Raw genomic sequence first — 24,627 nt, 5'->3', positions numbered from 1 at the left:
GGACCCCACGCACGCCACCACACATCCAACCGCCAGGCAGGGCTCCGGCCGGAGCCGGCGTCATGCCGCCGTGCGCTCGCCGGCCGGTCGGCGGCGCAGTTCGGGGCGCTCGATGGCCGGCGGCTGGTAGGCGTGGTCGAGGGTGCCGGTGTCGGTGCCGGGCGGCGCGATCGCGTCGATCCGGTCCAGCACATCGTCGGTGAGGGTGACGTCGGCGCCCGCGAGCAGGTCGTCCAGGTGTTCCATGGTCCGCGGTCCGAGGAGGGCGGACGTCACGCCCGGGTGGGCGAGCACGAAGCCCATCGCGAGGTGCGTGAGCGGCAGGCCGGCCTCCTCGGCCAGCGGGATGAGCTGCTCGACCACGTCGAGCCGACGGTCGTCCGTGTGCTGCCGGAAGCCGAACTTCGACCGATGCGTCGCGGCCTCCTGGCCCTTGCGGTACCGCCCCGTCAGCAGGCCGCCTCCGAGCGGCGACCAGACCAGGGTGCCCATGCCGAACTCCTGCGCCACCGGGAGCACCTCGCGCTCGATGCCCCGGTTCAGGATCGAGTAGACCGGCTGCTCGGTGCGCGGCCGGGCCAGCCCGCGCCGCTCGGCGACCCAGTGCGCCCGGACGATGTCGGAGGCCGGCATGGCCGACGTGCCGAAGGTGCGGATCTTGCCGGCCCGCTGCAGATCGGTGAGGACCGAGAGGGTCTCCTCGATGTCCGTGTCGGGGTCCGGGCGGTGGATCTGGTAGATGTCCACGTAGTCGGTGTCGAGGCGGCGCAGCGAGTCCTCCAGCGCGCGCACCAGCCAGCGCCGGGACGAGCCCTGGTGGTTCGGCTCGTCGCTCATCGGGAACCAGGCCTTGGTCGCGAGTACGACGTCGTCCCGCCGCCCCTTCAGCGCCCGGCCGACGATCTCCTCCGACTCGCCGTGCGCGTACATGTCGGCGGTGTCGACGAGATTGATGCCGGCGTCGAGCGCTCGGTGGATGATGCGGACGCAGTCGTCGTGGTCGGGGTTGCCGAGGGCGCCGAACATCATCGCGCCGAGGGCGTAGGGGCTGACCTTGATCCCGGTCCGGCCGAGGCTGCGGTAGCGCATGGTGTCTCCTTCAGGTCTTACAGGTCTTACTGCTGTGTCGCTGACACCAGCCTGTCTGTCGTTCGCCGGACTATGAATACTTGTGAATCCGGATTTCTTGCGCGAGAGTACGGACATGGATCCCGACCGACTCTCCGAGGCACTCGATCTGGTCGAGGTGCGCAGCGTGCTGACCGGCGGCGTCGCGGCCCGCGGCGGCTGGTGGGCCCGCGGCCCGCTGGCCGATCCGGTCAAGTTCTTCGCGATGGTGAGCGGGCGCGCCCGGCTCACCACCCACGGCGTCGCCGAACCGATCGACCTCGTGGCGGGAGACGTGGCAATCCTCACCGGGCGCTCGTGGGTGGCCTTCGAGGCCGGCGCGGCGCCGCGCCACGAGGTCCAGCCGGAGTCGGACTTCTCCACCGCCCGCTTCGCGGGCTCGGACCCTGCTGTCGACGACGTCGTGATCGGCGGGGCCGTCAGCGTGAATGAGGCCGGGCGGACGCTCCTGCTGGAGTCGCTTCCGCCGGTGGCCCACATTCGGTCCTCCGCCGCCGGAGACGGGGACCGGCTGCTCGCCGCCGTGCTGCGGCTCTTCGACGAGGCCACCGACGACCGGCTCGGCTCGGCCTTCGCGATCCGGCAGTACAGCCAACTGCTCCTGCTGGAGGTGCTGCGCTGCTACGTCGACCAGACCCTCCTGCCCTCCGGCTGGTTGCGCCTGCTCGTCGACGAGCGCCTGCGCCCCGCCGTCGACCTGCTCCACGGCCGCCCCGAACACGCATGGGGACTGGAGGAGTTGGCGCGCGCCGCCGCGATGTCCCGGACCACATTCGCGGAGCGGTTTCGCGAGGCCGCCGGTGTACCGCCGCTCACTTACCTGGGCCGGTGGCGCATGCTGCTGGCCCAGCGCGCGCTGCGGAACGGCGACGCCCGCGTCGCGGCGCTCGCCGCCGAGCTGGGCTACGGCTCGGAGAGCGCGTTCAGCACGGCGTTCAAGCGCGTTATCGGGGAGTCGCCGCAGCGCTACCGGGCGCGCGTGCGCCAAGAGGCCGTTCCGATCCCGGGCCGGTGACGGAGATCAGCCCTGAGCGGAGCCAGCGCGCCTCGGGTACCTGTCCGGGCTCAGGAGAGCTCGCGGGATGTCGCACAGTGGGCGCGAGGCCGTCCCCGCCTGCTCGGTCCTGACGACGAGGAATTCGTCGTCCAGGCAGCCACCACCCGCCCGGCCAAGCCGGGCCGGCCACCGGGACGTCCTGGCGACAGAGCGCCGTGAACGCGCCCGGCGAGGAGTTCGCGGACGGCCACCGCGGACGCCGGTGCCGCTACCGCGGCCTGGCCAAGACGCACGTCCAGCACGTCCTGACCGCACTCGCGATCAACGTCGAGCGGCTGAGCCTTCAAGAACCCGCCGACGGCTCTTACCGGCCCCGCCCTCCCACAGCATTCCAGCAGTACCTCGACGCACGCGACTTACCCCGGCCGCTGTGGTGGCGCCAAGGGAAGTGACGCCCGTCCTCAAGATTCCCGACAGAGTCCCCGCATCGGGTCGGCATGCTCGGTCCCTGTATCCGCATTGACCAGGTGGAACGCGACGTTGGCCGCCTCGTCCTCGGGCAGCTCCACCCCCAGTCGCTCCCGCAGCAGTTCGGCACCGCGCACCCCGATCGTCCATTGTCCGGGGTAGGGCGTGCGCATCTCCCATGTGAAGGGGTTGGCGACCCGCAGTCCCTGTCTGGTCCGTTCGGCCGCGAAGTGGAGGTGGTCCGGTGAGGGCCAGGTAGATGTGCGGGTCGAGGTCGAGTCCGTTCTCTTCGGCCAGCGCGACGTTCTCGGGGGTGAGCTCGATGTAGCCGGGCGGTAGCGCGGCCATGCGCTCGGTGAGGTGCTGGCGGTCGTCGTCCGGCACGGGGACGAAGACCCGGGCGGGTGCGTTCGGGGCCACCGTGTCCCCGGTTTGTGCCCGAAGCCGATGCCCTTGCCGAGCAGCACCCGCTCCACCCCGGCGTCGTGCTCCACGAGCACGACGGTGGAGTTGAGTACCTTCTTGATGGTCTGGCGAGACGGCACTGTCTGCATCCTCAACGGGGTGAAAGCGGGTGGGACGGCCCTACCCGCACCGGAACGGCCGGAACGGGCCGGGCGGGGATGGGTCCGGTTCAGGCCGGGTCGGTTCCGTTCGTGGCGATGACCTTGCGGTACCAGTCGAAGGAGTCCTTGCGGTAGCGGTTGAGGCTGCCGTTGCCTCGTCGTCCTGGTCGACGTGGATGAACCCGTAGCGCTTCGACATCTGCGAGGTGGACGAGCTGATCAGGTTGATCGGCGCCCAGCTGGTGTATCCCATCAGGTCCACGCCTTCGTCGACGGCCTGGATCATCTGCGCGAAGTGGGCCCGGAACTGGCTCACCGCGTCGAAGGTGTATGCCTCGAGGACAGAAACGCATTCGACTCCGGCCTTCTCGTACTTCGCTATGTGCGGGGCCGGCTGCGGGAAGGTGGATCCGTCCGGCTGTATTCCGATGCGCAGGTCTGCTCCTCTGCTGATGGTGGTCTACGGCATGGCATGTCAGCACATGGAGCTGGTACGTCTGCCGAGTTGCCCGACGACGTCCGCGACCTGCCGGGGCATGGACAGGAAGGGGGAGTGGGAGGCGTCCAGTTCCACCACCGAGGTCGGATTACCGGGGAATGCGTCCGCGTCGCTGATGAACTTCCGCTGGAGGGCCGGCCGGAGCGCCATGTCCTTGGAGCAGGTGATGTAGGTGCGGGGCACCGAGCCCCAGCCGTCCGGGGTCAGCGTGGTGGTGCCGAGTGGGATGGCGGCCGGGGCGTCGGGTGTCATCAGCGCGAGGGCGGCGTCGGCGACGGCCTCGGTGACATCTCCGTAGAGCATCTCGCGCAGCTGAGCGCGGTAGGCCGGGTCGTCGGAGGCGAGGTCGAGCCGGAGCGCGCCGACCACGGCCGGGTCGGCCCGCAGGGAAGGCCCCACCAGTTCTCCCGCGTTCTCCGGCAGCTGCACATAGGCGACCGCCGGGATACCGGAGCCCGGCATGAACGCGGCCACATACACCGCGTGCGCCACCAGGTCGGGTGCGATCTGCGCGACCCGGGTCAGGACGGTGCCGCCCATGCTGTGCGCGACCACGGTGACCGGGCCGCCGCGGCCGACCTCCTTTATCTGCGACAGCAGCAGATCGCCGGCCTGATCGAGATCCACGTCCGCCACCGGCGACACTTCCGTGGCCAGCGACTCGGGCGGGAAGGGGCGTTCGGTGAGACACCTCGGCCGACGGGCCCGGAGCCCGTGGCCTGCCATGTCCACGGCCACCGCGGTTCGGCCGGTGCCGGCCACCCGGGTTGCCACCTCGCTCCAGCACCAGGAACCATGCCAGAAGCCGTGCAGGAACAGCACGGGCGTTGAATCGGCGGACATGATCACTCCTTTGTTTCGTCGGTCGCGGCGGGGGCCATCCAGGGGGCCCGCACCCGGGTGCGCAGTTCACGCTTGAGCAATTTGCCGCTGGCGTTCTTGGGCAACTGCCCGGCGAACTCGATGTGTTTGGGCGACCTGAAGTCGGAGAGGCTTTCACGGCAGTGGGCGATGAGCTCTTCGGCGGTGGCAGGCGCTCCGTCGCGCAGGACGACGGCGGTGACCGCCTCGATCCACTGCGAGCGCGGTCCGGTCGGGTACGCGGGCGGCCGAGCGGCGCAGCAGGTCGCCGAGTGAGGCGCTTCTGACGTGCTCTTCCGCCGGCGGAGTTCGTCGTTGAACATGCCGCTCCTCGTGGGCTGCTGCGGTTGTCGCGACGCGGTGGGTCAGAGGCCGAGTACGGAGGAAACGGCCCGGCGGAGTTCCGCGGGGCGGTCCTCGGTCCAGTCGGGGGCACGCCAGGCGATGTGTCGGTCCGGGCGGACCAGCAGGGCGCCGCCGCTGCCGACACCACGGACGGCGGCCCATTCCCCCTCGGGGTCGGTCCACTCGGCGCCGGGGCCGACGGCACGGACCCGCACGGTCGCTCCGGTGGCGGCGGCCATGAGCGCGGCGGCGGTCCAGCGGGGGGCGTGTTCGGCGTCCACCAGCAGGGTCAGGCCGCGCGGTGCGATCAGCTGGTGCACCGACTCACGGGATGCGCCGTGGTCGAGCCACGCGTGGGGGAGGGGGTGGCCCGGGCGGGTGGTCGGTACGTAGTCGCGCAGGGGATCCCGTAGCTTCGGGGCTGGTGTGCCGTCGGGGACCAGGGCGCCGGTTTCGTAGTGGTAGCCGAGTTCCACCCCGAGCTGGCTGTAGTCGTCGGCGTTGCTCGCGACGGCCTCGGCGACGGCGGCGCGCTTGGCCTCTCCCGTCGGGGTGTCGGCGAACCATTCGGTGACCGCGTCCCAGCCCTCCGTCTCGCTCTGGTCTGCCCGCAGACCGAGCGCGGCGGCGATACGGGCGTGTCCGCCGGCGTTGTTGAGACAGTGCCGGACGTTGAACTCGCCCACCGGGCGGCGCTCGGTCTCGTAGGTGTCGAGGAGGGCGTCGCCTGCCTTTCCGGACAGGACGGCGTCGAGTTTCCAGACCAGGTTCTGCATGTCCTGGACCGCCGTGTTCAGGCCGAGACCGCCGGTCGGCGGGTGTCGGTGGGCCGCGTTGCCGGCCAGGAAGAACGGCCCCTGCCGCTGGCGCCGGGCCACCACGCCCTCGAACTCCCAGTGGCTGACCGCGTGCACCTCGATCTCCAGGCCGGGCAGGCCGAGCACCCGGCGGACCCGGTCGAGGACGGCGGTCAGGTCGTTGCGTTCCGGATCGTCGGTGCGGTAGCCGACGTGCGCGGCCCACTCGGTGGAGTCGCCGCCCCAGCGGTCGGGGCCCATCGCGCACAGGACGCCCGAGAAGGAGCCGCGCCCCTCGGGTGCGAGGAAGTAGCGGAGCAGGACCTCGTCGTCGGAGATCCACTTGGACAGGTCCATGGTCGCGTGCAGGGTGACCATGTCGAGCAGCCCCGTCGGGCCGTCCATCTCGATGCCGAGCAGGTCGGCGCACAGCCGTCCGCCGTCGGCCGCGATGACGTAACGGGCGCGTACCTCGTACGTGTCGCCGCTGTCCCGGTTCCGGACGGTCGCCACCGCGCCCCGGCCGGAGCCGTCCTCGGAAAGGGCCGTCAGCTCGTGGTGGAAGCGGATGCTGTCGGCTCCGCACACCTCCTCCGCCCGGGTCCGCAGCAGCGGGTCGAGGCGCAGCTGCGGCACGTTGGCGTAGCGGGCGGGGCTGGCGGCGGCGTAGCGCGCGGCGTCCGGGCCGCCGCCCCAGGCGGGCAGCTCGCCGACCACCTGTCCGAAGGGCACCGCGTCCCCGGCGAGTGTGGTGTGCCAGGCCACCTTGTGCCAGCGGTCCTGAGGCGGGGAGAGGTCGTAGACGGCGTCGGCCACGCCCATGTCGGTGAAGATCTCCATGCTGCGCTGGTTGAGCAGATGCGCTCGGGGCAGCCGCGAGGCGGCCGGATGCCGCTCGACCAGGAGGACGTCGACGCCTCTCAGGCCGAGCAGGACGGCCGCGGAGAGTCCGGCCGGGCCGCCGCCGACGATCAGGACGTCGGGCGCACGGTGGGGATGACTGCTCATCGATTGGCTCCCTTGCCAACAGCGGGCTGGTCCGCTCGACCGTAGGTCTAGCCAAGATTGAATGCAATAGTGGCGTCAAAGAGGTTTCTTTGAGTGGGTGATTGCATTCAATCTTGCATCCATCTACGGTGGGCCCCATCCCGCCGACCAACGAAGGGACGGCACACCGTGACCCAGTGGGACACCCCTGCCGAGGCCCTGGCCTCGGCATCCTCGGCGACTCTGCACGAGGCGGCAGGCCGGAGGGGGGCGCTGCCATCGGTCATCGGCCCCGCCTTCGCCGGTGCCCGCCTCGCGGGACCGGCCTTCCCTGTCGCCTCGCCGCCCGGCGACAACCTGTGGATCCACCGCGCCGTGTACGCGGCCGAGCCCGGCGACGTGCTCGCCGTGGACGTGGGCGGCGGAACGGAGTTCGGCTACTGGGGCGAGATCCTCAGCACCGCCGCCCTCGCCCGCGGCCTGGCCGGCCTGGTCATCAGCGGCGGGGTCCGCGACCGGGACGCCCTCGCCGACCTCGGTCTGCCGGTCTTCGCCACCGGCCTGTGCATCCGCGGCACCGGCAAGGACTTCGACGCCGCCGGTTCGCTGGGCGAACGGGTGCGTATCGGCGAGGTGTTCATCGAGCGCGGGGACCTGGTGGTCGGCGACGCGGACGGGGTCGTGGTGATCCCGCGGGCTGACGCCGAGGCCGTGCTCAAGGCAGGCGCCGAGCGTGATGCCAAGGAGGCCGCACTGATGCGCCGTATCCGCGCGGGCGAACGGACCCTCGACCTCTATGGCTGGCAGTGACCCCGAAGGAGCGATCACCGATGCCCGATCCCCGTAGACGACCGATCGAGATACCCGGAGTGCACCATGGCGGGGCTCCGTTCCCGCTCGCCGTCGTGGTCGGCGACCTGCTGGTCTCCAGTGCCGTGCACGGCATGGACCCCGACACCGGGAAGGTCCCCGAGACCCTGGAGGCGCAGACCGCCGGTGTCTTCGCCAACATCCGCCGCATCCTGGCCGCCGCCGGTGCCGGGACCGGTGACATCGCCAAGGTCACGGTGTTCCTCGCCGAGGGCCAGCCACGCGAACCCCTGAACGCCGAGTGGTCGGCGATGTTCCCGGACGCCGAGGACCGCCCGGTACGGCACACCGTGCCCTGCGCCCTGCCGCCCTCCCTGCTGATCCAGTGCGAGTTCACCGCCGTACTGCCCACCCCCTCCCCCCAGGAGCAGCCGTGATCATCGACAGCCACGCCCACCTGGTGGCGCCCGACTCCTTCTACGGTCTGTGGACCCAGCTGGAGGCGGCCGGCACCTACCACGGGCGGATCCCGTCCAAGGCCACCGACGAGCAGCTCATCGCCTCCGCCCGGCATCAGATCACCCTGATGGACGAGGTCGGCACCGATGTGCAGCTCACCTCGCCGCGCCCCTACGTGCTCAAGCACTCCGCCCGCCCGGCGAAGATCGTGCACTGGTGGATCGAGGCGAACAACGACGCCGTCGCCGTCCAGGCCGCAGCCTTCGCCGACCGGCTGCGCGGCATCGCAGCCCTGCCGCAGGTCGCGGGCGAACCGGTCAACACTCTCTTCGACGAGATCGACCGCAACCTGGAGCGCGGCTTCGTGGGGGTGCTGCTCAACCCCGACCCCAGCGAGGGCGCCGGAACCACGCCGGTGATGGGGGACGAGTACTGGTACCCGCTCTATGAGCGGCTCGTCGCACGCGATGTGCCGGCCCTGCTGCACCCCGCCGCCTGCTACGGCCGCGAGAGCTACAGCGAGCACTTCATCACCGAGGAGAGCCTGGCGATCAACAGCATGATCCGCGCCGGGGTGTTCCGCGACTTCCCCGACCTGAAGATCGTCGTCCCGCACGGCGGCGGCTCGGTCCCCTACCAGCTGGGCCGCTGGATCGCCCACGACCGCGGACTCATCACCGCCAAGTCCGGCGACCGCGAGACCTTCGCCGAGACACTCAAGCGGTTCTGGTTCGACACCTGCCTCTACACCCCGGAGGCCCTGGAGCTGCTCTTCGCCGTGGTCGGCGCGGACCGCGTCCTGTTCGGCACCGAACGCCCCGGCAGCGGCGGCAGCCTGGAGGACCTCAAGCCGGTGCTCGACAAGCTCCCGTCCCTGTCCGACGACGACCGCCGGGCCCTCTACGAGGGCAACGCCCGCCGCGTCTACACCCGGCTCGACGACCTCCAGGAGCGGTGATGGCCGACATCGTCGCCGTGGCGGGCACCTCGCACAGCCCCGTACTCGCCATGGAACCGCAGAAGATGTGGAAGCTGCGCGCCGAACACGACAGGTCCAACCCGGAGTTGTACGACACCGACGGCGTCGTCCGCCCCTACGACGAACTCGCCGAGCGGGCCGGGGACCGCTACCTGGCCGAGCTGAAGCCGGAGGTCTGGGACCGCAAGTTCCAGCAGGCGCAGGCGGACATCGCCCGGCTCGCCGAGGACCTGATCGCCCTCGACCTGGACGCGGTCCTCGTCGTCGGCGACGACCAGGACGAGCTGTTCTCCCACCAGAACCTGCCGTCCATCGCCGTCTACCACGGTACGGAGATGACCACCCACCACGCCATCGAGGTGGGCCTGGGTCCCGAGATGGTGGAGGTGCAACGGCTGCTCGGGATGGACGGGGAGAGCTACCCGTGCGACGCCGAGCTGGGCCGGCACATCATCGAGAGCCTCGTCGACCAGGGCTTCGACGTCTCCTCCAGCAACTCCACCGCACCGGACAGCGGCTTCGGACACGCCTTCGCCTGGGTCACCGGACGCCTCCTCAAGGGACACACGGTCCCGGCCGTGCCCATCCTCCTCAACACCTACTTCAAGCCCAACCAGCCGACGCCCGCGCGGTGTTACGACCTCGGCGTGGCGCTGCGCAAGGCCGTCGAGGCCGCTCCCGGCAACGCCCGGGTCGGTGTGGTGGCCTCCGGAGGGCTCAGCCACTTCGTGGTGGACACCGAGCTGGACCGTGCCCTCCTCGACGCCATGAGCGACCACGACTCCGCCACCCTGCGCGGCCTGCCCGCCCACCGCCTGGACTCCGGAACCTCCGAGATCCGCAACTGGATCACCGCGGCCGGCGCGGGCGCCCACCTGGACACCAAGTGGGTCGACTACCAGCCCGCCTACCGCACCCCCGGTGGCACCGGAATCGGCCTGGCCTTCGGGCTGTGGGCATGAGCGCCGACCCGCAGAGGGAGCGGCGTGAGAGGGACGAGGCAGTCGCCCGGCTGGCCCGGCTGGACGCCTGCGCGGTCTCCGACGCACTGGACAGCCTCGGTCTGGCCGGGGCCGTCCTGGGCCTGACCGCGCTGGCCGCGCCACGCCGCATCGCGGGCCGTGCGGTCACCGTGGAACTGGCCGAGCCGAGCGCCGAGGTGGCGGGTTCCGGCCGCCACCTCGGCACGGCGGCCGTGGACGCTGCGGGCCCCGGCGACGTCATCGTGGTGGCCCACGGCGGCCGGACCCACGCCGCCGGCTGGGGAGGCGTCCTCTCCACGGGCGCTCGGCGCAACGGCGTCGAGGGCGTCGTCGTCCACGGCGCCTGCCGGGACGTGGACGAGGCCCGCGAGCTCGGCCTGCCCCTCTACGCGACGACCGGAGTGCCGGTCACCGCCCGCGGCCGGGTCGTCGAACGCGCCTGGAACGTGCCCGTCCACATCGCCAGTGTCCCGGTCGCCCCCGGCGATCTGGTGATCGCGGACGCCAGCGGAGTCGTTTTCGTACCCGACACGCGCGCCGAAGAGGTGCTCGCCACGGCCGAGGCGATCGCGGCGAAGGAACGCGCGATGGTCGAGCGGATACGGGCCGGGCACGCGATGGCCGACGTCATGTCCACCGACTACGAAACCATGCTGGACAGGTGAGGAGCCCCCAATGACGGATATCGCGAACAGCACGGTGAAGGCCCTGAAGGACCTCGACACCAGTCATGTCAGCGATGCCATGGACCGCCTCGGCATCGCCGGGCAGTGCCTGGGCATCATGCCGCTCGACCGAGGCTTCCGCCTGGCCGGACCCGCGTTCACGGTCCGCTACGGCCCGGTCGGCACCGAGCCGGGCAGCGTCGGCGACTACATCGACGACCTCGCCCCGGGCTCGGTCGTCGTACTCGATAACGCCGGACGCCTGGACGCCACCGTCTGGGGCGACCTGTTGACCGCGACCGCCGCGCGGCGCGGCATCGGCGGCACCGTCATCGACGGTGTGTGCCGGGACTCCGACCGTGCCCTCGAACTCGGCTACCCCGTCTACAGCCGGGGCCGCTGGATGCGCACCGGCAAGGACCGCGTCCAGGTCGACGGCTACCAAGTGCCGGTCACCGTGGGTGGTGTCCGCGTGGAACCGGGCGACCTTCTCCTCGGCGACGCCGACGGCATCGTGGCCATTCCGGCGTCCCGAGCCGACGAGGTCATCGCTGCAGCCGAGGAGATCCGGGACGCCGAGGACCGCATCCGGGCCGACGTCGAACAAGGCATGAGCCTTGCGGACGCACGCGCCAAGGCCGGTTACCACACGCTCCAGACCCGGGTCGGCTCGGACGACTGACGGGCGGACCCGAGACGCGCCGGTCGGCCGGAGAGGTGGTCCTTATACTGCCTGCAAGATTGGATTCAACCTAGGGAGTGATGGTGTGGCTGGCTCCGATCGGCGCGCTCTTGTCAAGGAAGGAGCCGGCGCGGAGCGGACCGTGCGCGAACTCCGGAACCAGATCCTGCAAGGGCGGCTCCTGCCCGGCGAACAGATCCGACAAGAGGAGATCGCGGAGCAGCTCCGCATCAGCCGGGTTCCGGTGCGAGAGGCACTTGGCATCCTCACGAGCGAGGGTTTGCTGACGCACCGTCGCCACCAGGGGTACTTCGTCACCAAACGCTCCCCTGAAGAACTGGCCCAGATCGGTCTGATGCTCGCCCTGCTGGAAGAGGAACTGGCCCGCACCATCGTCTGGCCGACCGAGGAGTTCCTCAACGAACTGCGCTCGCTCAACGAAGAGATGGCACGACTCGTCGATGAGCCCGAGTGGGCCGACATGGTGCCCATCAACCATGACTTCCACCTGCGTATCTTCGGCCTCTCTCCGCTCAACCTCCTGCTCGACGAGGTACGGCGGCTCTGGCTGATGCTCGACGCGTTCATCGCGATCAACTACGCGACCCGCGAGCGGCGACGGCAGACCGTCGCACAGCACGAGCGCATCATCAAGGCGCTGGCCGCCCGCAGCCGCGCCCGCCTCCTCAAGAGCATGCGCGACCACCGTGATGCCACCGGCATCGGAGCCGAGGCGGGCATGACGCACCGCAGTACGTGAAGCAGCGGACTCTTCGGTCCCCCCGGGGCGACGGCGTTCCGCGGCCTACGCAACGGAAGGACGCCGTACATGGCGCAGCAGCAGAAGATCCTCGTACTCGACGGTGCCCGCACCCCATCGGTGACTTCGGGGATACGTTCGCGGACCTCCCGGCACACGAGCTCGGCGCCGTCGCGGCCCACCCGCCGGCAACGCGGCTGACGCGGATACGAGGGCCGGGCCCAGAGTCAGCACACGGCAGATGTCGTGCACCATACGTAGCAGCCACCTTGCGGGCGAATACTGCAACTCTCTTCTCGGCCGGATGGCACACGCGCGAGCCGCTCGACGCCGTCCTGGTCCGCCCGGAGCTGGTCGTGGAGGTCGCCGTCGACGTGGCCCGCGTCGCCTTCGGCCGGTGGCGGCACCCCGTACGCCTGCACCGCCTACGGCCCGACGTGGCCACGGACGATGTGGCCCGCTTCGACGACAACGGCTGAACCGGCATCAAGCCAGCCCTCGCCGTGGCCGGTGCCCTGGTAGTCGGGGTGGGCACCGGCCGTGCCGGCGCCCGCGTTGGGGTCAGCGCTTGACGCGGTTGCGGACGGCGAGGACGGCCAGGCCGAGCAGGATGGGGTCGGTCAGGCGGGAGGCCATCTCGATGTAGGTGCCGGCGGTGGTCAGGTCCTGGCCGGAGGAGCGGAACACCACGCTGTTGAGGGTGGTGTTGAGGGCCTTGTCGAACCGCTCGCCGGTGAACCGCGGCCCGGTCGGGTTGTGCGGGTCGTTTTGGTCGATGGTGAAGGTGACCTTCCCCCCGCCGGCCGGCACGATCCCCGTGGCCTGCTGCTTCGGACTGTCCTGCGCAAGGCCGAAGCCCATGAGCAACACGATGGTGGCGAACATGGCCACGGCCAGTCAGCCCAGGGCACGCGAGGCGCGCAGGCCGTGGCCGGACAGGAGCCAGTAGCCGTGCAGCAACCCGCGCTCGACCCGCACGCTGCAGGTATCCACCATAGCGGCAAATCGCACAGCATTCGAACAAGGAGCCGGGCGTTGCGGCGTGCTGACTCAGCAATGTGGACATGGGCTTCGTGGTGCGCGCTCGCGCCAGGCCCCGGTCCAGCAGCCGCCCGTCCCGGACGGCGCGGCCTGCGCGACCGAACATCTGGCGCTTGAGCATCTTGATTCGGTTGACATGGCCCTCGACGACACCGGAGTTCCACGGTTGGGAGAGTCCAGCGACGACGGCGTCAAGGTCGCGTTCGAGGTGGTGGGCGAACCGGCTGAGACTGGGCAGGCCGGTAGCAGCTCTGGCTGATTCGATCCACTCTGGCAGTTGGTCGCCTTGCAGGTCGGTGACCATGTGGGCGAAGGCCCGCACGTGCTTGGCGAGGACGTCCAGCTCGGGGCAGTTGGCCAGCACGGCCTTGAGCTGGATCCGGTGGCTCTCGACCAGGGCGTCCGGGTGGGTCAGGAGCCAGCGGGTCACGGCGCGGGCCGATGGCGGCCGGGGGCCGACCGGCTGGGGTTTGCCGCGCAGAGTCCTGCTCACGTGGTTGCGGACGTTGCCGTAGCCGTCCGGGTAGCCCTGCTCTCTGATCTCCTCCCACAGCTTCCAGGCGTTGGTGCAGCCTTCCTGCCAGCGCAGGTCGAGGTAGGGCTTGTAGGCGTCGAGCTTGGTCGCGCGGCTTTGCCACTGGCCGGTGAACAGCTCCTCCGGTGTGGCGGCCCGGGAGAAGCGCAGGATCGTGTTGAGGGTCATGCCGAGCTGCCGGGCGACGGACCGCTTGCTGTGGCCGGCCTCCAAGAGTGCGTGGATGGTGGCGTGCTTTGCTCGGGTGCGTTCGGCGAACCGGTGGCCCGTCGGCCAGGGCGATGACGCGGCCGACTCTGCCTCCGCCTGCTCTGGTGGTTCATCAGGCGGTGCTGGTGCGGGGTGCAGGCAACAGCGGTGTCGGTAGACGCACTTCTCGGCGGCTTCGCCCAGGTTGTGCCAGAGGTGCCACCGGTCCGCGGTCTGTATGGCTTGTGGGGCGCCACGGGTCGCGCCCTCGGCGAAGAAGGGGGCTCGGTCCCGGCAGACGATCTCGATGCCGGGCCGCTTGGCGAGCCAGGCCGCCAGCGTGTCCGCCTCTCGGTCCGGCAGGACATCGATCGGGCGACGTGTCTCGACGTCGACGAGCACAGTTCCGTAGATGCGGCCCTTGCGCTGGGCGTACTCGTCCACGCCGACCACGCGGGGCACCGGGACCGGAGGATCGGGCAGCGAGGCGATCAGCCTCAGCAGGGTATTCCGGCTGACCGGAGCCCCGAAGACGTCCGTCATGCGAGCCCCGGCCCGGCCCGTGAGCGCGAGGCCGACCGAGATGAGCGTCGATCGCAGCCGTTCCGTCCGCCGGCCGAACCGGCGGGTGAGCCCCGGCACCTGCTCGGCGAAAGTCTTGCGCGAACAGGAGCCCTCCGCGCAGACGAACCGGCGCACCCTCAATGCCACTACGACGGACTTGCCCGCCGTCGGTAGATCGTGAGGAAACCGCAGATAGGAGCCGTGTATTCGCCCCGACAAGTACCCGCAGCCAGGGCAGGTCGCCTGCCGAGCAGTGCTCAGGGCCTCGATCCGGACGACCATGTCGGTTGCCTCGACCGACTCCACCAACACGTTCTCCAGCGAGGAGAACAGCAACTCATCGAGTTCCGGTTGTACTTCGTTCACGGCGCAGCACTGTCGGCCACACCGCACACCGGCCGGGCGATTTTCGGGCTATCTCAGCCAGCCTCACGAGGAGATCGACCGTCACGCTGCGTACGCGACCACACGAAGTGGACCAGAGCCCGAGAAGGGGCAGCAGATGTTCGCCGCTTCGGGAGGCGGTCCCGAGGGCCGCAGCGTTCGAATTGTTCACGAGCTGCGGCAGCACCGGTTGCCGGTGCTCAGTGGCGGTACGCGGCTGTCGCGATCTCGATGAAGGACCGGATCAACGGGTTGGTGTCACCTTCGTTCCACACCGCCACCACTCGGCTCGGCGCCATGTCGATCAGGGGTACCACGGCCAACTCCGCGGGCAGGTCGTGTCCGAGCGGGGCCAGGCCGACCGTGCCGGTCCACAACACGGCCTGCAGGCATTCCTGGACGGCGCGCACCACTGGTCCCTCGCGCGGCCTGCCGCCGTTCCAGTACGACTGCCAGACGGGGTCGGTGCCCTGGGGGAACTGGAACCAGCGGCGGTCGCTCAGCTCGGCCAGCTGCAGCCGTTCGCGGTGGGCCAGCGGATCGTCGGCGCGCAGGACCACACCGACCGGGTCGGTTCGCAGCGCACGCACCATCAGGGCTGTCTCGTCGAATGGCGCCCGGGTGAGGGCGACGTCCACCAGTCCGGTGCGCAGCCCGCACGTTGGGTCGGTCAGGTCGGTGTCGCGGATGCGGATGTCGATGCCGGGGTGGTTTCGGCGGTAGGCGGCGGCCAGCCTCGACACTCCCGGGTCGGTGCCGTCGCCCAGGATACCGACGGTGATGGTCGCGGCGCCGGCCGCCGCGCTGACGCGTACACGGACGCGGTCGGCATGGTCGAGCAGGGCCCGCGCCTCGTCGAGCAGCACCATGCCCACCGGCGTGAGCGTGACGCCGGTAGACGAGCGGGCGAGCAGCAAGGCTCCGACATCGGCCTCCAACTGCTTGATCGCCCGGCTCAGCGGCGGCTGGCTCATGTGCAGTCGGGTGGCGGCCCGGCCGAAGTGGAGTTCCTCGGCGACCGCCACGAAGTAGCGCAAGGTCCGTAGTTCCACGCTGCAACGATACCCATGAGGTATCGGCGCTGCGGAATGGGTCTTGGACACTGGCAGGACGTCGGCGGTGCACTCGTGAGCATGACCGAAGAAGCGAAGACCAGCGAGCCGCAGGCCGACCCCGCCGTATCGGTGGTGGGTCCCGGCGACGGTGAGACGATCGTTCTGGGCGCCACGCACATGCGCGTTCTGGAGGACGGCAGCCACACCGGGCACCGCCTCGCGATCGCCGAGTCCGTCCTCGCCCCGCACACCCAGGGACCGCCGCAGCACCGCCACGCCCGACACGACGAGGGCTTCTACATCCTCTCCGGCACCGTGCGGTTCACCGTCGGGGACGACGACTACGACGCCACCGCGGGCACGCTCGTGATGGTTCCGCCCGGTACGCCGCACACCTTCGCCAACCTGTCCGACCAGCCCGCCGTCATGCTCAGCACATTCACCCCCGACCTGTACGTGCAGTACTTCCGAGACCTCCAGGAGGTGCTCGCCGACGGCCAGCCACTGACGCCACAGGCCAATATCGACGCGATGAGCCGCTACGCGACCGAGCCCGCCACCGACCTCATCTGAAGCCGACGGGACGGCACGGCCGGCCGCCTGGCCCGGCGGCCGTGGCGCTCCCGCATTCCAGTGTCCGGGTCCCCCCCGGGCGGCAGCCGGGCCCTGTCAGGGCTCCCTGGCAAATCGTCAATCGACGGGCCCCGCGAACCGGTGGCCCATGAACGGGAACTATGAACATCGCCTATTGGATCGTCGCGGGACTGCTTGCCCTCTTCTACTCCTACTCCGGCACGCTCAAGGTGAGCCGCAGCCGCGATCAACTCCGACCGATGATGGCTTGGGTCGACCGCGTACCCTTGCCCGCCCTCAGGGCGCTGGGAGCGGTCGAAATACTCGGCGCGATCGGCTTGGTCCTGCCGCCGCTGACCGGCATCGCACCCTCGCTGGCGCCGGCCGCGGCCATCGGTTTCGTCCTGCTGCAGATCGGTGCGATCGCCGTCCACCTGACCGGCGAAGACCGCCGGATCGCACTCAACGTCGGACTCACCGCCACTGCGGCCGTGACCATCTGGCTGGCCACCGCGCGGTGAGGGGACAGGCAGTAAGACCTTGGCCCGGCGCTTGAGGTCGGGGCCGAGGGTGTGGATCATGCCGGAGACCTCGTGGCCGACGGTGACCGTGTCGGAGGTGGCGAACAGCGGGACCAGGGAGCCGTCGAGCAGGTGCACGTCCGAGAGGCAGACGCCGGCGGCCTTGACTTCGATGAGGACTTCGCCCGGGCCGGGTACGGGGACGGGGACTTCTTCCACGGCGAACTTCCTGCTGTCCAGGAGTCTGCGGTGGGGGCTGACCGGCTACATGCTCCTGCAGTGGGACGCCAGCCGCACCCACGGCCACGGCGGGATACGGCTGAACTGGGAGGAACACAAGGGCTGGTCCTACACCCTGCTCGGACTCAGCCCCGACGACGTACTGCTCTCCAGCGTCCTCACCTCCATCGAGACGAGTGCGAGCCTGAGGAGACGTGCGCCGAGGAGGCGGGCTATGCACCCTCGTTCTCACCGCGCAGGGAATGGATCATGCTCTGCAGGATCCGGAACGCGCCTGACTGCTCGGTCTCGGTCAGGCCGGCCAGCATTCGGGCCTCGACGGACCGGACGGCTGCGCTCGCCTTCTCGAGGCTTCGCTGGCCGCGAGGCGTGAGCCGCGCGGGAAGCACTTTCCCGACGGCTGCCTCAGCGGGCCTGGTCACGTAGCCGTCTCGTTCCAGGGCCTGGAGCAGCACGTTCATCGTCTGCCGGGTCACGAACGCACCCCGCGCAAGCTCGGAGTTCGACAAGCCGGGTCGTTGCGCCAGCAGCTCGAGGCAGGAGTAGTGCGTCACGCTCATCCCGAGCGGCCGCAGTACTTCCTCCATGGCCGCGCGCAGGGCGCTCGACGCTTCTTTGAGCAGGTAGCCCAGTGACGTCTCCAGGTCGACGCCGACACCTTCTTGACTCATGTCAGTATTCTGACATAGGTTGATGCGTGTCAGAAAACTGACACGAAGCTAAGGAGCGTCATCATGCCCGCCACCGGCCCCGACTTCATCTCGCTCCAAGTGCGCGACCTCGACGCTTCACAGGCGTTCTACGAGCGGTACCTGGGCCTCGTCCGCTCGCCGGCCGGACCTGCGCACGCCGTCGTCCTCGAGACGAAGCCGATCGCGTTCGCACTCCGTGACGTCATTGCCGGCACCGACCTCGCATCCCTCGCTCAGCCCGGCGCCGGTGTCGCGATCTGGCTCCACGCCACCGACGTCCAGGCCATCCACGACGCGCTCGTCGCAGACGGTCACACCATCGTCTCTGCACCGATCGACGGCCCCTTCGGCCGGACCTTCACCTTCGCCGACCCCGACGGCTACCAGGTCACGCTGCACGACCGCGCTTGATCGCCCCAACGCCGCCGGACGACCATCAGCGGTTGTGCCCTGGGCTCGTGCGTGACGGTGCGACTCCCGGCCACAGGTTGTGACCTTGCTTCCCCGGGCTCGTCCCGTGCTCGCTCGCCATGACTGCGTGCGCGGTTCTGCTGCTTGGCCCTCGTGCGGGCGAGCCGGTAGGACTCGGTGCCGGCTTTGGGTGGCGTTGAAGGTGAGCCGGTCGACGATGGCCGCGCGGAGTCTGGGGTCGGTGAACGTCTTGGTCCAGCCTCCGAGCGAATCGTTCGAGGCGATGACCACGCTGTTCTTCTCCTCCCGCTCGGTCACAATCTGCAATAGCGTCTCGGCTCCGCGGCGGTCGAGTTCGAGGTAGCCAAGTTCGTCGATATGTTCCTCACCGGCCTTATGGCCGAGTGGCCCTTCTGGCCGGGCGATGGACTCCTGCCGCCGCTGTGCCAGAGCGCCTGACAGCTACGGGGGAGCCAATGCTGATCAAGCGGGCATGACGGTTCATACAAACGTCTGCCGCCTCAGGACCGGTATCCCAGACTGGCAAGCTGATCAGCTTGGCGCGTCAGGTCGAATATGAATCGTCGAGGTCCAAGGCGGTGCCAACTCGCCGCCTGCAACTGCGCCGCCTACCGTGTGCACCTGCACCACCTCAGCCTCGGGGAGTCGAAGCGGTCCTGACTTTCCTGTTCGACCTGGCCTGGGCAGGGTCTTCTCAGTGAGCGTCGGTTTCCGGCTCGGGCCGGGGGAGTTCGTCGAGGTCGAGGGTGAAGGTGCGGCCGTCGGCCAGGGGGATGGGGAGTCTGCCCGTGCCGTATGCGCGCTTGAGTGCCGTGCTGTAGCCGTTCGCGGTGGGCTCGGTGTGCAGGACGACTTTCCCTGCGTAGGGGGCCACGACCAGGTAGATCGGGATGCCGTAGCGCCCGTATTTGGCGGTGCAGTCGTCGTAGTCCTTGCGTGCGGAGGAGGTGGAGACGACCTCGGAGATCAGCAGGATGTCCTCGAAGCTGTAGCGCTTGCCCTCTTTGCGTGCGTCCTCGCGCAGGATGGCCAGGTCGGGAGCGGAGTTCTCGTCCGCGGGGAAGTCGATGTAGACATCGGAGGTGACCTTCGCGTGACGACCGAGAGCGAGTGAGTCGATCTGCATCGACCTGATGGTGCTGGAATGCTCTTCGCTCTGCGCTAATCGCTCCCCTGCTGAGCGGTTCCTAGAGGTACCGCCCCGGCCGCAGCACGATCCGCATGCAGCGGAGTCTCGTCAGCCGTTCGGTGTGCCGCTGTGAGCGTGCGGGGGCTGTGCGTGGTGCAGGCGGATGCGGCCCTTGCCGGCGGCTTTGGCCGCGTACATGGCCAGGTCGGCCTGGTGCAGCAGCTGGTCCGGTGTGATGCCCGGTACGGCCACGGCCATGCCGATGGAGGCCGACACCTCTGCCTTCATGGTGCCGATCGGGTACGGCTGCGTCAGCGCGGTCAGGATCCGCTGGGCGACCTCCTGAGCATTCGAGGGATGTGCTCCCGCCTCCCACTCGAGGAGGGCCGCGAACTCGTCGCCGCCGAGGCGGGCCACCGTGTCCCCCGCCCGTACGGATGACTGGAGCCGACGCGCGGCATGCCTCAGGACCGTGTCCCCGGCTGCGTGCCCCGCCGAGTCATTGACCGCTTTGAAGCCGTCCAGGTCCATGAAGAGCACCACGGGCGGGGCTTCATCCGTGATCCGCTTCCGCAGCGCATGGGCGACCCTGTCGGCGAACAGAGCCCGGTTGGGCAGGCCGGTCAATGCGTCGTGGTAGGCCAGGCGCTCCAGCTGCACCTGCTGGGCAACCCGCTCGCTGACATCGCGACTGATGAAGATCAGTCCGTCGGGGTGGTGGTTGATCGTCGATTCGACGTGGCGCCAGCTTCCGTCGGCGGCCTGCACCCGGCATGACACCCGGCGGCCCGGCCCGCGGATGTCCGATTCGGCGTCCTGCCGCAGTGTCTGGACGGCTTGCATCAGTTTCTCGCGGTCGTCCGGGTGGGTGTATAGGGGCAGGCGAGCGCCCTCAAGGTCCTCGGGTGGGTAGCCGTAGACCCAGCGTGCGGCCGGGCTGACGTAGAGCACACGCTCGTCCAGGGAGACGATCGTGATCACGTCGGAGGTGCGGTCGACCAGCGTTCGGTAGCGATCCTCGCGCTCCGCGGTCTCGTGCGTGATCCTGAGGTGGTCGGCGTGGATGACGCCCTGGCGGACGCCGAGCGCGAGAAGCACTGAAACCGCCAATGCCGACATCACCGTATCGGTCGGTCCGCCGGCGATGGTGTGGGCCGCGATGGCCAGCGCACAAAAGACCACGGGCACGAACGCCGCCACCACACCGATGACGGGCATCATCCGCTGGCCGAACCCCACGACGCTCACCCCGCCGGGCAGCCACGGCGCCACGGCGACGAGGAGCAGCCCGACCGCCGAACTTGCCGCGCTGAGGGGGATCCCGTCCCATGAGCCCGGCTCTGGCGGCAGGATGCGAAGCACGTCACCCGCGGCCAGAGCAACGAGCGCCAGGACGGCCACGGTGGTCGCCGTGCGCTGGGCGTGCGGCAGGCAGAACCGCAAGGCGACCAGCAGCCCGAACACGAGGATGTCCGCCACCACACGGGCGAGGCCGAGGAATGAAGCCGATGCGTCATCGCCCCGGTCGGCGCGATGCAGCAGCAGGATCCAGCCCACCGTGAACAGGGACCCCGCGATCAGCCAGCCGTCCAGCAGCCGCCGTAGCCGGGTCAGGGTCGTACCGTCCTCCGTCGCCGCCATCACCAGCGCGGCGACAGCGCCCCCCAGGCATGCGGCGATCCCGACGCATGCCAGCACCCGGACGATGGGTGGGAAGACGCCCACAGCGGGGCTCGACGCACCCATCTCATCTACGAGGACATAGTGCAGGCCGCCTGCGGCCACCGAGATGGCGGACAGCGCGAGGCGAAGCCGGACTCGTCCCCCGACGGTCCGGGCACGAACGAGGAGAGAGGCCGCGGCTGCCCCGTGCGCCGCCGGCACTGCGATGCCTGTCGGCACGACGACAGCCACCACCGTGCCCGCTACGACGGCGACGGCCACCACCGCGCCTTCAGACAGTGCCTTGCCGGCTTTCGTGACACGCGGCCAGCCGGTGCGAGCAGTGCGGCCAGTCCGGTCACGACCGGCCGACGCCTGGATCATGCAAACCCCTGATGATGATCGAACCCGGAGGAGCAGAGCCCCACGACGTCCGGAACTTCCCGGGCAGTTACGAGAGTAGGACGATCTTTTCGTGTGCCGCATAGGCGGCTTGAGAAGTTTCACCTGAAGTAGCGAGAGCTCCGCCCGTTGAGCATGACGATGCCCGGATACGGGTAACTGGTGTCCTGCGCCAAGTTGATCGTTAGTAGTTGCACCGCGAGATCCTCGGCCTCGATGTCGCTACCGCCGAGGACGGGGCTGGCTGGCTCGCCTTCCTACGCTCGCTGATCGCCCGCGGCCTGTCTGGCGTCCAGCTGGTCATCTCCGACGCTCACATCGGCCTGGTGAACGCGATCGGCGCGGTCCTGCCCGGCGCCTCGTGGCAGCGATGCCGCACGCATTGAAGCCGTAAGGATTCAACATGGTGTTTCGCTGTCTTCTGTGACGGATGCGAGTACGTCGGCGGCTGTGGCGAAGCGTCGTTCGGCGGGCCTCGGGACGTACGGGTCTTGTTCGAGGAGGGGACGGACGTCCTCGATGGCGTTGCGGATGGTGCCGCGGCTGACACCGAACAAGTCGGCCAGGGTCTGCTGGTTGCATAGATCTCGCTGCGAGAGGACCGTCGCCAGGATCCGGTCCGCGTCAGTGATCTTTTGGCGGAAGACGCCGCCACGGCTTCCCGGACGCCGATCACCGCCGCGCTGGTGGTGCCGGCGTCGTTCGAGTGAGGCCTGGTAGGGCACGGTGATCCGTTCGATCAGCGCCTGGAAGTCCGGGCGGGGCATGCCGGTGAGGGCGGGGTGGGACAGAGTCTGGGAGAGATCCATTCGGCTGGTGGTCGCGCCGTCCTGCGCCCAGTCGTGCAGTTCCTGGGCGGAGGAGAAGTAGTGCGCGGTCTGCGAGACGGTGATCTTCTGGGCGTCCATGAGTGTGCGCGTCTCGCCGATTGCCTTGCCGATGGTGACCGGGTTGATGGCGAGCAGGTCGACCAGGACCTTCTGGGAGCAGACGCGGCGCAGGTAGATCACGGTGATCAGGATGCGGTCGGCGTTCGAGAGCAGGGGTTTGCCGTGTGCTCCGGGGGCCTGCAGGCGTCGGCCGCCGCGCTGGTGGAACTTGCGCTGTTCGGCCTGGGCGGCCTGCGCGGGAGCCAACTGGGCGCACAGCGCGTCCAGTTCAGGTGGGGTCATGCCGCTCAGACGCGGGTCGGCGAGCATCGCCAGGACCTGCGACCTGGTGTGGTCGCGATCGCTGGTGTTGATCGCGCAGTCGCCGGTGGTGTTGACCGAGGCGATCGTGTAGTTCCAGGATCCGTGCCGGTCATGGTGTGTGATCGGCAGTGAGCGCAGGTGCTCTCGGCTGACGGAGATTCCCACCGGGTAGGACCCGGTGTCCAACTCGGCGTGAACGCTCAGGCCGGTGCGGGTGCGGGTCGCCGCGATGCTGTTGACCACGACTTCGTGGCTGGTCAGGGGCCTGCCACGCCAGTTCATGGAGATGTGGGAGAACAGCCGGTGCTCGATTTTGTTCCATTTCGAAGTGCCCGGCGGAAAGTGGCAGACGCTCACCGTGAGACCCGTCTGGGCGGCGAACGCGGCGAGTTCGGCCTTCCACAACCGGTAGCGGTAGCTGTTGGACCCTCCGCAGTCCGCGGTGATCAGCAACCTGTCGGCATCCGGGTGGTCCACCCGGCCACGGGCCTGCCACCAGCGGCGGATCGACTCGACGGCGAACACCGAGGTGTCGTGATCGGTGCCGACGTTCACCCAGCCGCTGTCGTGGGCCAGATCGTAGATGCCGAAGGGTATCGCCACCTCGACGTCGGGGCCGATGAAGTAGAAGCTGTGGTCCTCGACCTGCACGGGATCGCCTGCGGGGCGCCATTGCTGCCCGGGGTTCGGCAGCTGTCCTATCTGCTCCTTCTTCTTGGCGTCGATGCTGATCACCGGCTGACCGCCGGACTGGTGCTCCTTGACCTGTTCGTTGATGTAATGGAACTGTGCGTCCCGGTCGGGGTGTTGCTTGCCCTCCAGCGTCTTGGCGCTGGTCTGCAGACTGAAACCCTGCTCTCTCAGCAGCCGGCCGACCGTCGGGGCGGAGATCGGGTGCCCCTGCCTGGTCAGCTCCTCGGCGAGGTTGCGCAGGGACTTGGTGGTCCAGCGCAGCGGTGACATCGGATCGCCCCGTTCGTCCGGCTCCACCAGCTTCAGCAACGCCGGAACCAGGCAAGGATCCTGTTCCTCGGCCAACTTGCGGCCACCCCCGGGGCGCCGGACACAGCCGTCCCGCAGTGGATCCTCACCGGCTTCCAGCTCGAACACACCGCTGCGGACCGTGGTCTCGCTCACTCCGGCCAGCCGCGCCACGGCCCGTACCCCACCGTGTCCGAGCAGTCGCGCCTCCTGCGCCAACATCAGACGCCGCTGACGCTCGTTCAGATGCGGTAGCAACACCGCGAAACGGTGGTCGAGTTGGGACAGCAACTCCTCCGTGATCGCCATACCAGGCCAACGAGCCGCTGACCGCGAAGCAACAGGTTGATTCTTGACGGCTTCATTACGCCCGGAATTTGCTGAGCCAGGTTCCGAAGTCCGCCCAGCCATGGGTGGCCACACTGCTGCGGACGGTCTTCGAACAGCCCGATGCCGACGCCATCCAGGCCCAGATGCGACATGTACTGGACGCTCTGGAGGCCAAGTTCCCCAAGGTGGCAGCCCACTTGGACTCCGCCCAACACGAACTGCTGGCGTTCACCGCGTTCCCGCGTGAGATCTGGCGGCAGATCTGGTCGTACAACGGTCGGTATCTTCCCCGACCGCACCGCCCTGATCCGCCTCGTCGGCGCGGTCCTGGCCGAGCAGAACGACGAGTGGACAGAAGCCGCCGCTACATGGGACTCGACCTGCTCGCCGAGGCCCGCCTCCACCCGAGTGAGTCAGAAACCGACGGCACCGGTCTGCCCGCCGAACTCACCGCATAGCCTCAAAGAAGAGATCACCGAGTGGCCGTCGATACACCACTCCCGCGGACGTGACCGGCGTTCGGCGGAGTCCGCCTGCGCGCCGCACTTGCGTGCGAGAGCCTCGCGGAACTTGCGCTTGATGTCGTCGTGGCCGTCGCTGTCGGGAACGAGAGCGGATGTCCCCGCGCCAGCCGGCTCCGAACCTTATTGGGCTGCGGACTCTGCGGTCATCGTGTCCTCCCGGGGTTCGGGCTGTTGCGAGCACAGCTTGTCATGCC

25 protein-coding genes and 7 pseudogenes are annotated in these 24,627 nt (G+C 69.3%); 16 read left to right on the top strand and 16 right to left on the bottom strand.

Annotated features, from left to right (window positions below; translation table 11 throughout):
* Window positions 1-60: 60 nt before the first annotated feature.
* The gene (locus tag ACQF4J_RS06040; protein WP_351575046.1) at window positions 61-1,089 is read right to left on the bottom strand and encodes an aldo/keto reductase; all 1,029 of its coding nucleotides are present in this window, start codon (window positions 1,087-1,089) and stop codon (window positions 61-63) included.
* A gap of 115 nt (window positions 1,090-1,204) precedes the next feature.
* On the opposite strand from ACQF4J_RS06040, the gene ACQF4J_RS06035 reads away from it, so the two are divergent.
* Both ACQF4J_RS06035 and ACQF4J_RS06030 read left to right on the top strand, forming a co-directional pair.
* Window positions 1,205-2,143 carry an AraC family transcriptional regulator gene (locus ACQF4J_RS06035; RefSeq protein ID WP_351575043.1) on the top strand — a complete coding sequence of 313 codons (939 nt, stop codon included), beginning with the start codon at window positions 1,205-1,207 and terminating at the stop codon, window positions 2,141-2,143.
* A gap of 197 nt (window positions 2,144-2,340) precedes the next feature.
* A complete protein-coding gene (locus tag ACQF4J_RS06030; RefSeq protein WP_351804394.1) occupies window positions 2,341-2,577 on the top strand; it encodes a transposase in 237 nt (78 codons plus the stop codon).
* A gap of 9 nt (window positions 2,578-2,586) precedes the next feature.
* Here the strand turns inward: ACQF4J_RS06030 and ACQF4J_RS06025 are convergent, their stop codons facing one another.
* The 5 genes from ACQF4J_RS06025 to ACQF4J_RS06005 all read right to left on the bottom strand — a co-directional run bounded on the left by ACQF4J_RS06025 (window position 2,587) and on the right by ACQF4J_RS06005 (window position 6,669).
* Complete coding sequence (locus ACQF4J_RS06025) at window positions 2,587-3,147, bottom strand: CAT RNA binding domain-containing protein (protein ID WP_351575037.1); 561 nt, start codon at window positions 3,145-3,147, stop codon at window positions 2,587-2,589.
* Window positions 3,148-3,178: 31 nt separating this feature from the next.
* Window positions 3,179-3,475 (bottom strand): family 1 glycosylhydrolase, encoded by a 297-nt coding sequence (locus tag ACQF4J_RS06020; protein WP_427164905.1) that lies wholly within the window; start codon window positions 3,473-3,475, stop codon window positions 3,179-3,181.
* 159 nt (window positions 3,476-3,634) lie between these two features.
* On the bottom strand, window positions 3,635-4,501 hold the full coding sequence (locus ACQF4J_RS06015) for an alpha/beta fold hydrolase (protein ID WP_427164903.1): 867 nt from the start codon (window positions 4,499-4,501) through the stop codon (window positions 3,635-3,637).
* Between the two features lie 2 nt (window positions 4,502-4,503).
* Window positions 4,504-4,842, bottom strand: coding sequence for an AMP-binding enzyme (locus ACQF4J_RS06010; protein ID WP_427164901.1), 339 nt, complete (start codon window positions 4,840-4,842; stop codon window positions 4,504-4,506).
* A 42-nt stretch (window positions 4,843-4,884) separates the two neighbouring features.
* Entirely contained in the window at window positions 4,885-6,669 is a 1,785-nt protein-coding gene (locus tag ACQF4J_RS06005; protein WP_427164899.1) for an FAD-dependent monooxygenase, read from the bottom strand.
* A gap of 168 nt (window positions 6,670-6,837) precedes the next feature.
* Here ACQF4J_RS06005 and ACQF4J_RS06000 point away from each other — a divergent pair, with 168 nt between their 5' ends.
* The 8 genes from ACQF4J_RS06000 (at window position 6,838) to ACQF4J_RS05965 (ending at window position 12,465) form a co-directional block, all read left to right on the top strand.
* The gene (locus ACQF4J_RS06000) at window positions 6,838-7,458 is read left to right on the top strand and encodes an RraA family protein (RefSeq protein WP_351575025.1); all 621 of its coding nucleotides are present in this window, start codon (window positions 6,838-6,840) and stop codon (window positions 7,456-7,458) included.
* Window positions 7,459-7,478: 20 nt separating this feature from the next.
* The gene (locus ACQF4J_RS05995) at window positions 7,479-7,895 is read left to right on the top strand and encodes a RidA family protein (protein ID WP_351575022.1); all 417 of its coding nucleotides are present in this window, start codon (window positions 7,479-7,481) and stop codon (window positions 7,893-7,895) included.
* Window positions 7,892-8,875, top strand: a complete 984-nt coding sequence (locus ACQF4J_RS05990) for an amidohydrolase family protein (protein ID WP_427164896.1) — start codon at window positions 7,892-7,894, stop codon at window positions 8,873-8,875. Before ACQF4J_RS05995 ends, ACQF4J_RS05990 begins: the two co-directional genes overlap by 4 nt.
* On the top strand, window positions 8,875-9,858 hold the full coding sequence (locus ACQF4J_RS05985; protein ID WP_351575016.1) for a hypothetical protein: 984 nt from the start codon (window positions 8,875-8,877) through the stop codon (window positions 9,856-9,858). Before ACQF4J_RS05990 ends, ACQF4J_RS05985 begins: the two co-directional genes overlap by 1 nt.
* Window positions 9,855-10,544, top strand: coding sequence for an RraA family protein (locus ACQF4J_RS05980; protein WP_351575013.1), 690 nt, complete (start codon window positions 9,855-9,857; stop codon window positions 10,542-10,544). Before ACQF4J_RS05985 ends, ACQF4J_RS05980 begins: the two co-directional genes overlap by 4 nt.
* A gap of 10 nt (window positions 10,545-10,554) precedes the next feature.
* Window positions 10,555-11,226 (top strand): RraA family protein, encoded by a 672-nt coding sequence (locus ACQF4J_RS05975; RefSeq protein ID WP_340384459.1) that lies wholly within the window; start codon window positions 10,555-10,557, stop codon window positions 11,224-11,226.
* Between the two features lie 85 nt (window positions 11,227-11,311).
* Entirely contained in the window at window positions 11,312-11,986 is a 675-nt protein-coding gene (locus ACQF4J_RS05970; RefSeq protein ID WP_351575010.1) for a GntR family transcriptional regulator, read from the top strand.
* A gap of 269 nt (window positions 11,987-12,255) precedes the next feature.
* Window positions 12,256-12,465 (top strand): hypothetical protein, encoded by a 210-nt coding sequence (locus tag ACQF4J_RS05965; protein ID WP_427164892.1) that lies wholly within the window; start codon window positions 12,256-12,258, stop codon window positions 12,463-12,465.
* A gap of 82 nt (window positions 12,466-12,547) precedes the next feature.
* Here ACQF4J_RS05965 and ACQF4J_RS05960 read toward each other — a convergent pair.
* Window positions 12,548-12,961 (bottom strand): annotated as a pseudogene (locus ACQF4J_RS05960) (pentapeptide repeat-containing protein); the annotation flags it as partial.
* A 67-nt stretch (window positions 12,962-13,028) separates the two neighbouring features.
* On the opposite strand from ACQF4J_RS05960, the gene ACQF4J_RS05955 reads away from it, so the two are divergent.
* On the top strand, window positions 13,029-13,286 hold the full coding sequence (locus tag ACQF4J_RS05955) for a hypothetical protein (protein WP_427164890.1): 258 nt from the start codon (window positions 13,029-13,031) through the stop codon (window positions 13,284-13,286).
* Here ACQF4J_RS05955 and ACQF4J_RS05950 read toward each other — a convergent pair.
* Both ACQF4J_RS05950 and ACQF4J_RS05945 read right to left on the bottom strand, forming a co-directional pair.
* Window positions 13,173-14,597, bottom strand: a pseudogene (locus ACQF4J_RS05950) (ISL3 family transposase); the annotation flags it as partial. The gene ACQF4J_RS05955 and the pseudogene ACQF4J_RS05950 sit on opposite strands and share 114 nt — an antisense overlap.
* Window positions 14,598-14,899: 302 nt before the next feature.
* Window positions 14,900-15,751, bottom strand: a complete 852-nt coding sequence (locus ACQF4J_RS05945; RefSeq protein ID WP_351804406.1) for a LysR family transcriptional regulator — start codon at window positions 15,749-15,751, stop codon at window positions 14,900-14,902.
* An 81-nt stretch (window positions 15,752-15,832) separates the two neighbouring features.
* On the opposite strand from ACQF4J_RS05945, the gene ACQF4J_RS05940 reads away from it, so the two are divergent.
* Window positions 15,833-16,327 carry a cupin domain-containing protein gene (locus tag ACQF4J_RS05940; protein ID WP_351804408.1) on the top strand — a complete coding sequence of 165 codons (495 nt, stop codon included), beginning with the start codon at window positions 15,833-15,835 and terminating at the stop codon, window positions 16,325-16,327.
* A gap of 161 nt (window positions 16,328-16,488) precedes the next feature.
* Window positions 16,489-16,848, top strand: coding sequence for a DoxX family protein (locus tag ACQF4J_RS05935; protein ID WP_351574996.1), 360 nt, complete (start codon window positions 16,489-16,491; stop codon window positions 16,846-16,848).
* A 30-nt stretch (window positions 16,849-16,878) separates the two neighbouring features.
* Here ACQF4J_RS05935 and ACQF4J_RS05930 read toward each other — a convergent pair.
* Both ACQF4J_RS05930 and ACQF4J_RS05925 read right to left on the bottom strand, forming a co-directional pair.
* Window positions 16,879-17,088 (bottom strand): annotated as a pseudogene (locus ACQF4J_RS05930) (alcohol dehydrogenase catalytic domain-containing protein); the annotation flags it as partial.
* A gap of 212 nt (window positions 17,089-17,300) precedes the next feature.
* Entirely contained in the window at window positions 17,301-17,759 is a 459-nt protein-coding gene (locus tag ACQF4J_RS05925) for a MarR family winged helix-turn-helix transcriptional regulator (protein ID WP_427164887.1), read from the bottom strand.
* A 63-nt stretch (window positions 17,760-17,822) separates the two neighbouring features.
* Between ACQF4J_RS05925 and ACQF4J_RS05920 the strand changes: the two genes are divergently transcribed.
* Window positions 17,823-18,191 (top strand): VOC family protein, encoded by a 369-nt coding sequence (locus tag ACQF4J_RS05920; RefSeq protein ID WP_351574990.1) that lies wholly within the window; start codon window positions 17,823-17,825, stop codon window positions 18,189-18,191.
* Between the two features lie 128 nt (window positions 18,192-18,319).
* Here ACQF4J_RS05920 and ACQF4J_RS05915 read toward each other — a convergent pair.
* The 3 genes and pseudogenes from ACQF4J_RS05915 to ACQF4J_RS05905 all read right to left on the bottom strand — a co-directional run.
* A pseudogene (locus ACQF4J_RS05915) lies at window positions 18,320-18,569 on the bottom strand (ATP-binding protein); the annotation flags it as partial.
* A gap of 337 nt (window positions 18,570-18,906) precedes the next feature.
* Entirely contained in the window at window positions 18,907-19,338 is a 432-nt protein-coding gene (locus ACQF4J_RS05910; protein ID WP_351804412.1) for a Uma2 family endonuclease, read from the bottom strand.
* 111 nt (window positions 19,339-19,449) lie between these two features.
* Window positions 19,450-21,387, bottom strand: coding sequence for a diguanylate cyclase domain-containing protein (locus ACQF4J_RS05905; RefSeq protein ID WP_427164884.1), 1,938 nt, complete (start codon window positions 21,385-21,387; stop codon window positions 19,450-19,452).
* A gap of 212 nt (window positions 21,388-21,599) precedes the next feature.
* On the opposite strand from ACQF4J_RS05905, the pseudogene ACQF4J_RS05900 reads away from it, so the two are divergent.
* Window positions 21,600-21,788: pseudogene (locus tag ACQF4J_RS05900) on the top strand (transposase); the annotation flags it as partial.
* A gap of 15 nt (window positions 21,789-21,803) precedes the next feature.
* Here ACQF4J_RS05900 and ACQF4J_RS05895 read toward each other — a convergent pair.
* Entirely contained in the window at window positions 21,804-23,888 is a 2,085-nt protein-coding gene (locus ACQF4J_RS05895; protein ID WP_427164882.1) for an ISAzo13 family transposase, read from the bottom strand.
* Between the two features lie 47 nt (window positions 23,889-23,935).
* On the opposite strand from ACQF4J_RS05895, the pseudogene ACQF4J_RS05890 reads away from it, so the two are divergent.
* A pseudogene (locus tag ACQF4J_RS05890) lies at window positions 23,936-24,367 on the top strand (transposase); the annotation flags it as partial.
* Here the strand turns inward: ACQF4J_RS05890 and ACQF4J_RS05885 are convergent.
* Window positions 24,323-24,580, bottom strand: a pseudogene (locus ACQF4J_RS05885) (DUF5302 domain-containing protein). The pseudogenes ACQF4J_RS05890 and ACQF4J_RS05885 sit on opposite strands and share 45 nt — an antisense overlap.
* Between the last annotated feature and the right edge of the window lie 47 nt (window positions 24,581-24,627).

This window comes from Streptomyces sp. C1-1, assembly GCF_050214755.1.
Taxonomy (GTDB): Bacteria; Actinomycetota; Actinomycetes; order Streptomycetales; family Streptomycetaceae; genus Streptomyces.
This window is presented reverse-complemented; position numbering and strand designations above follow the sequence as displayed.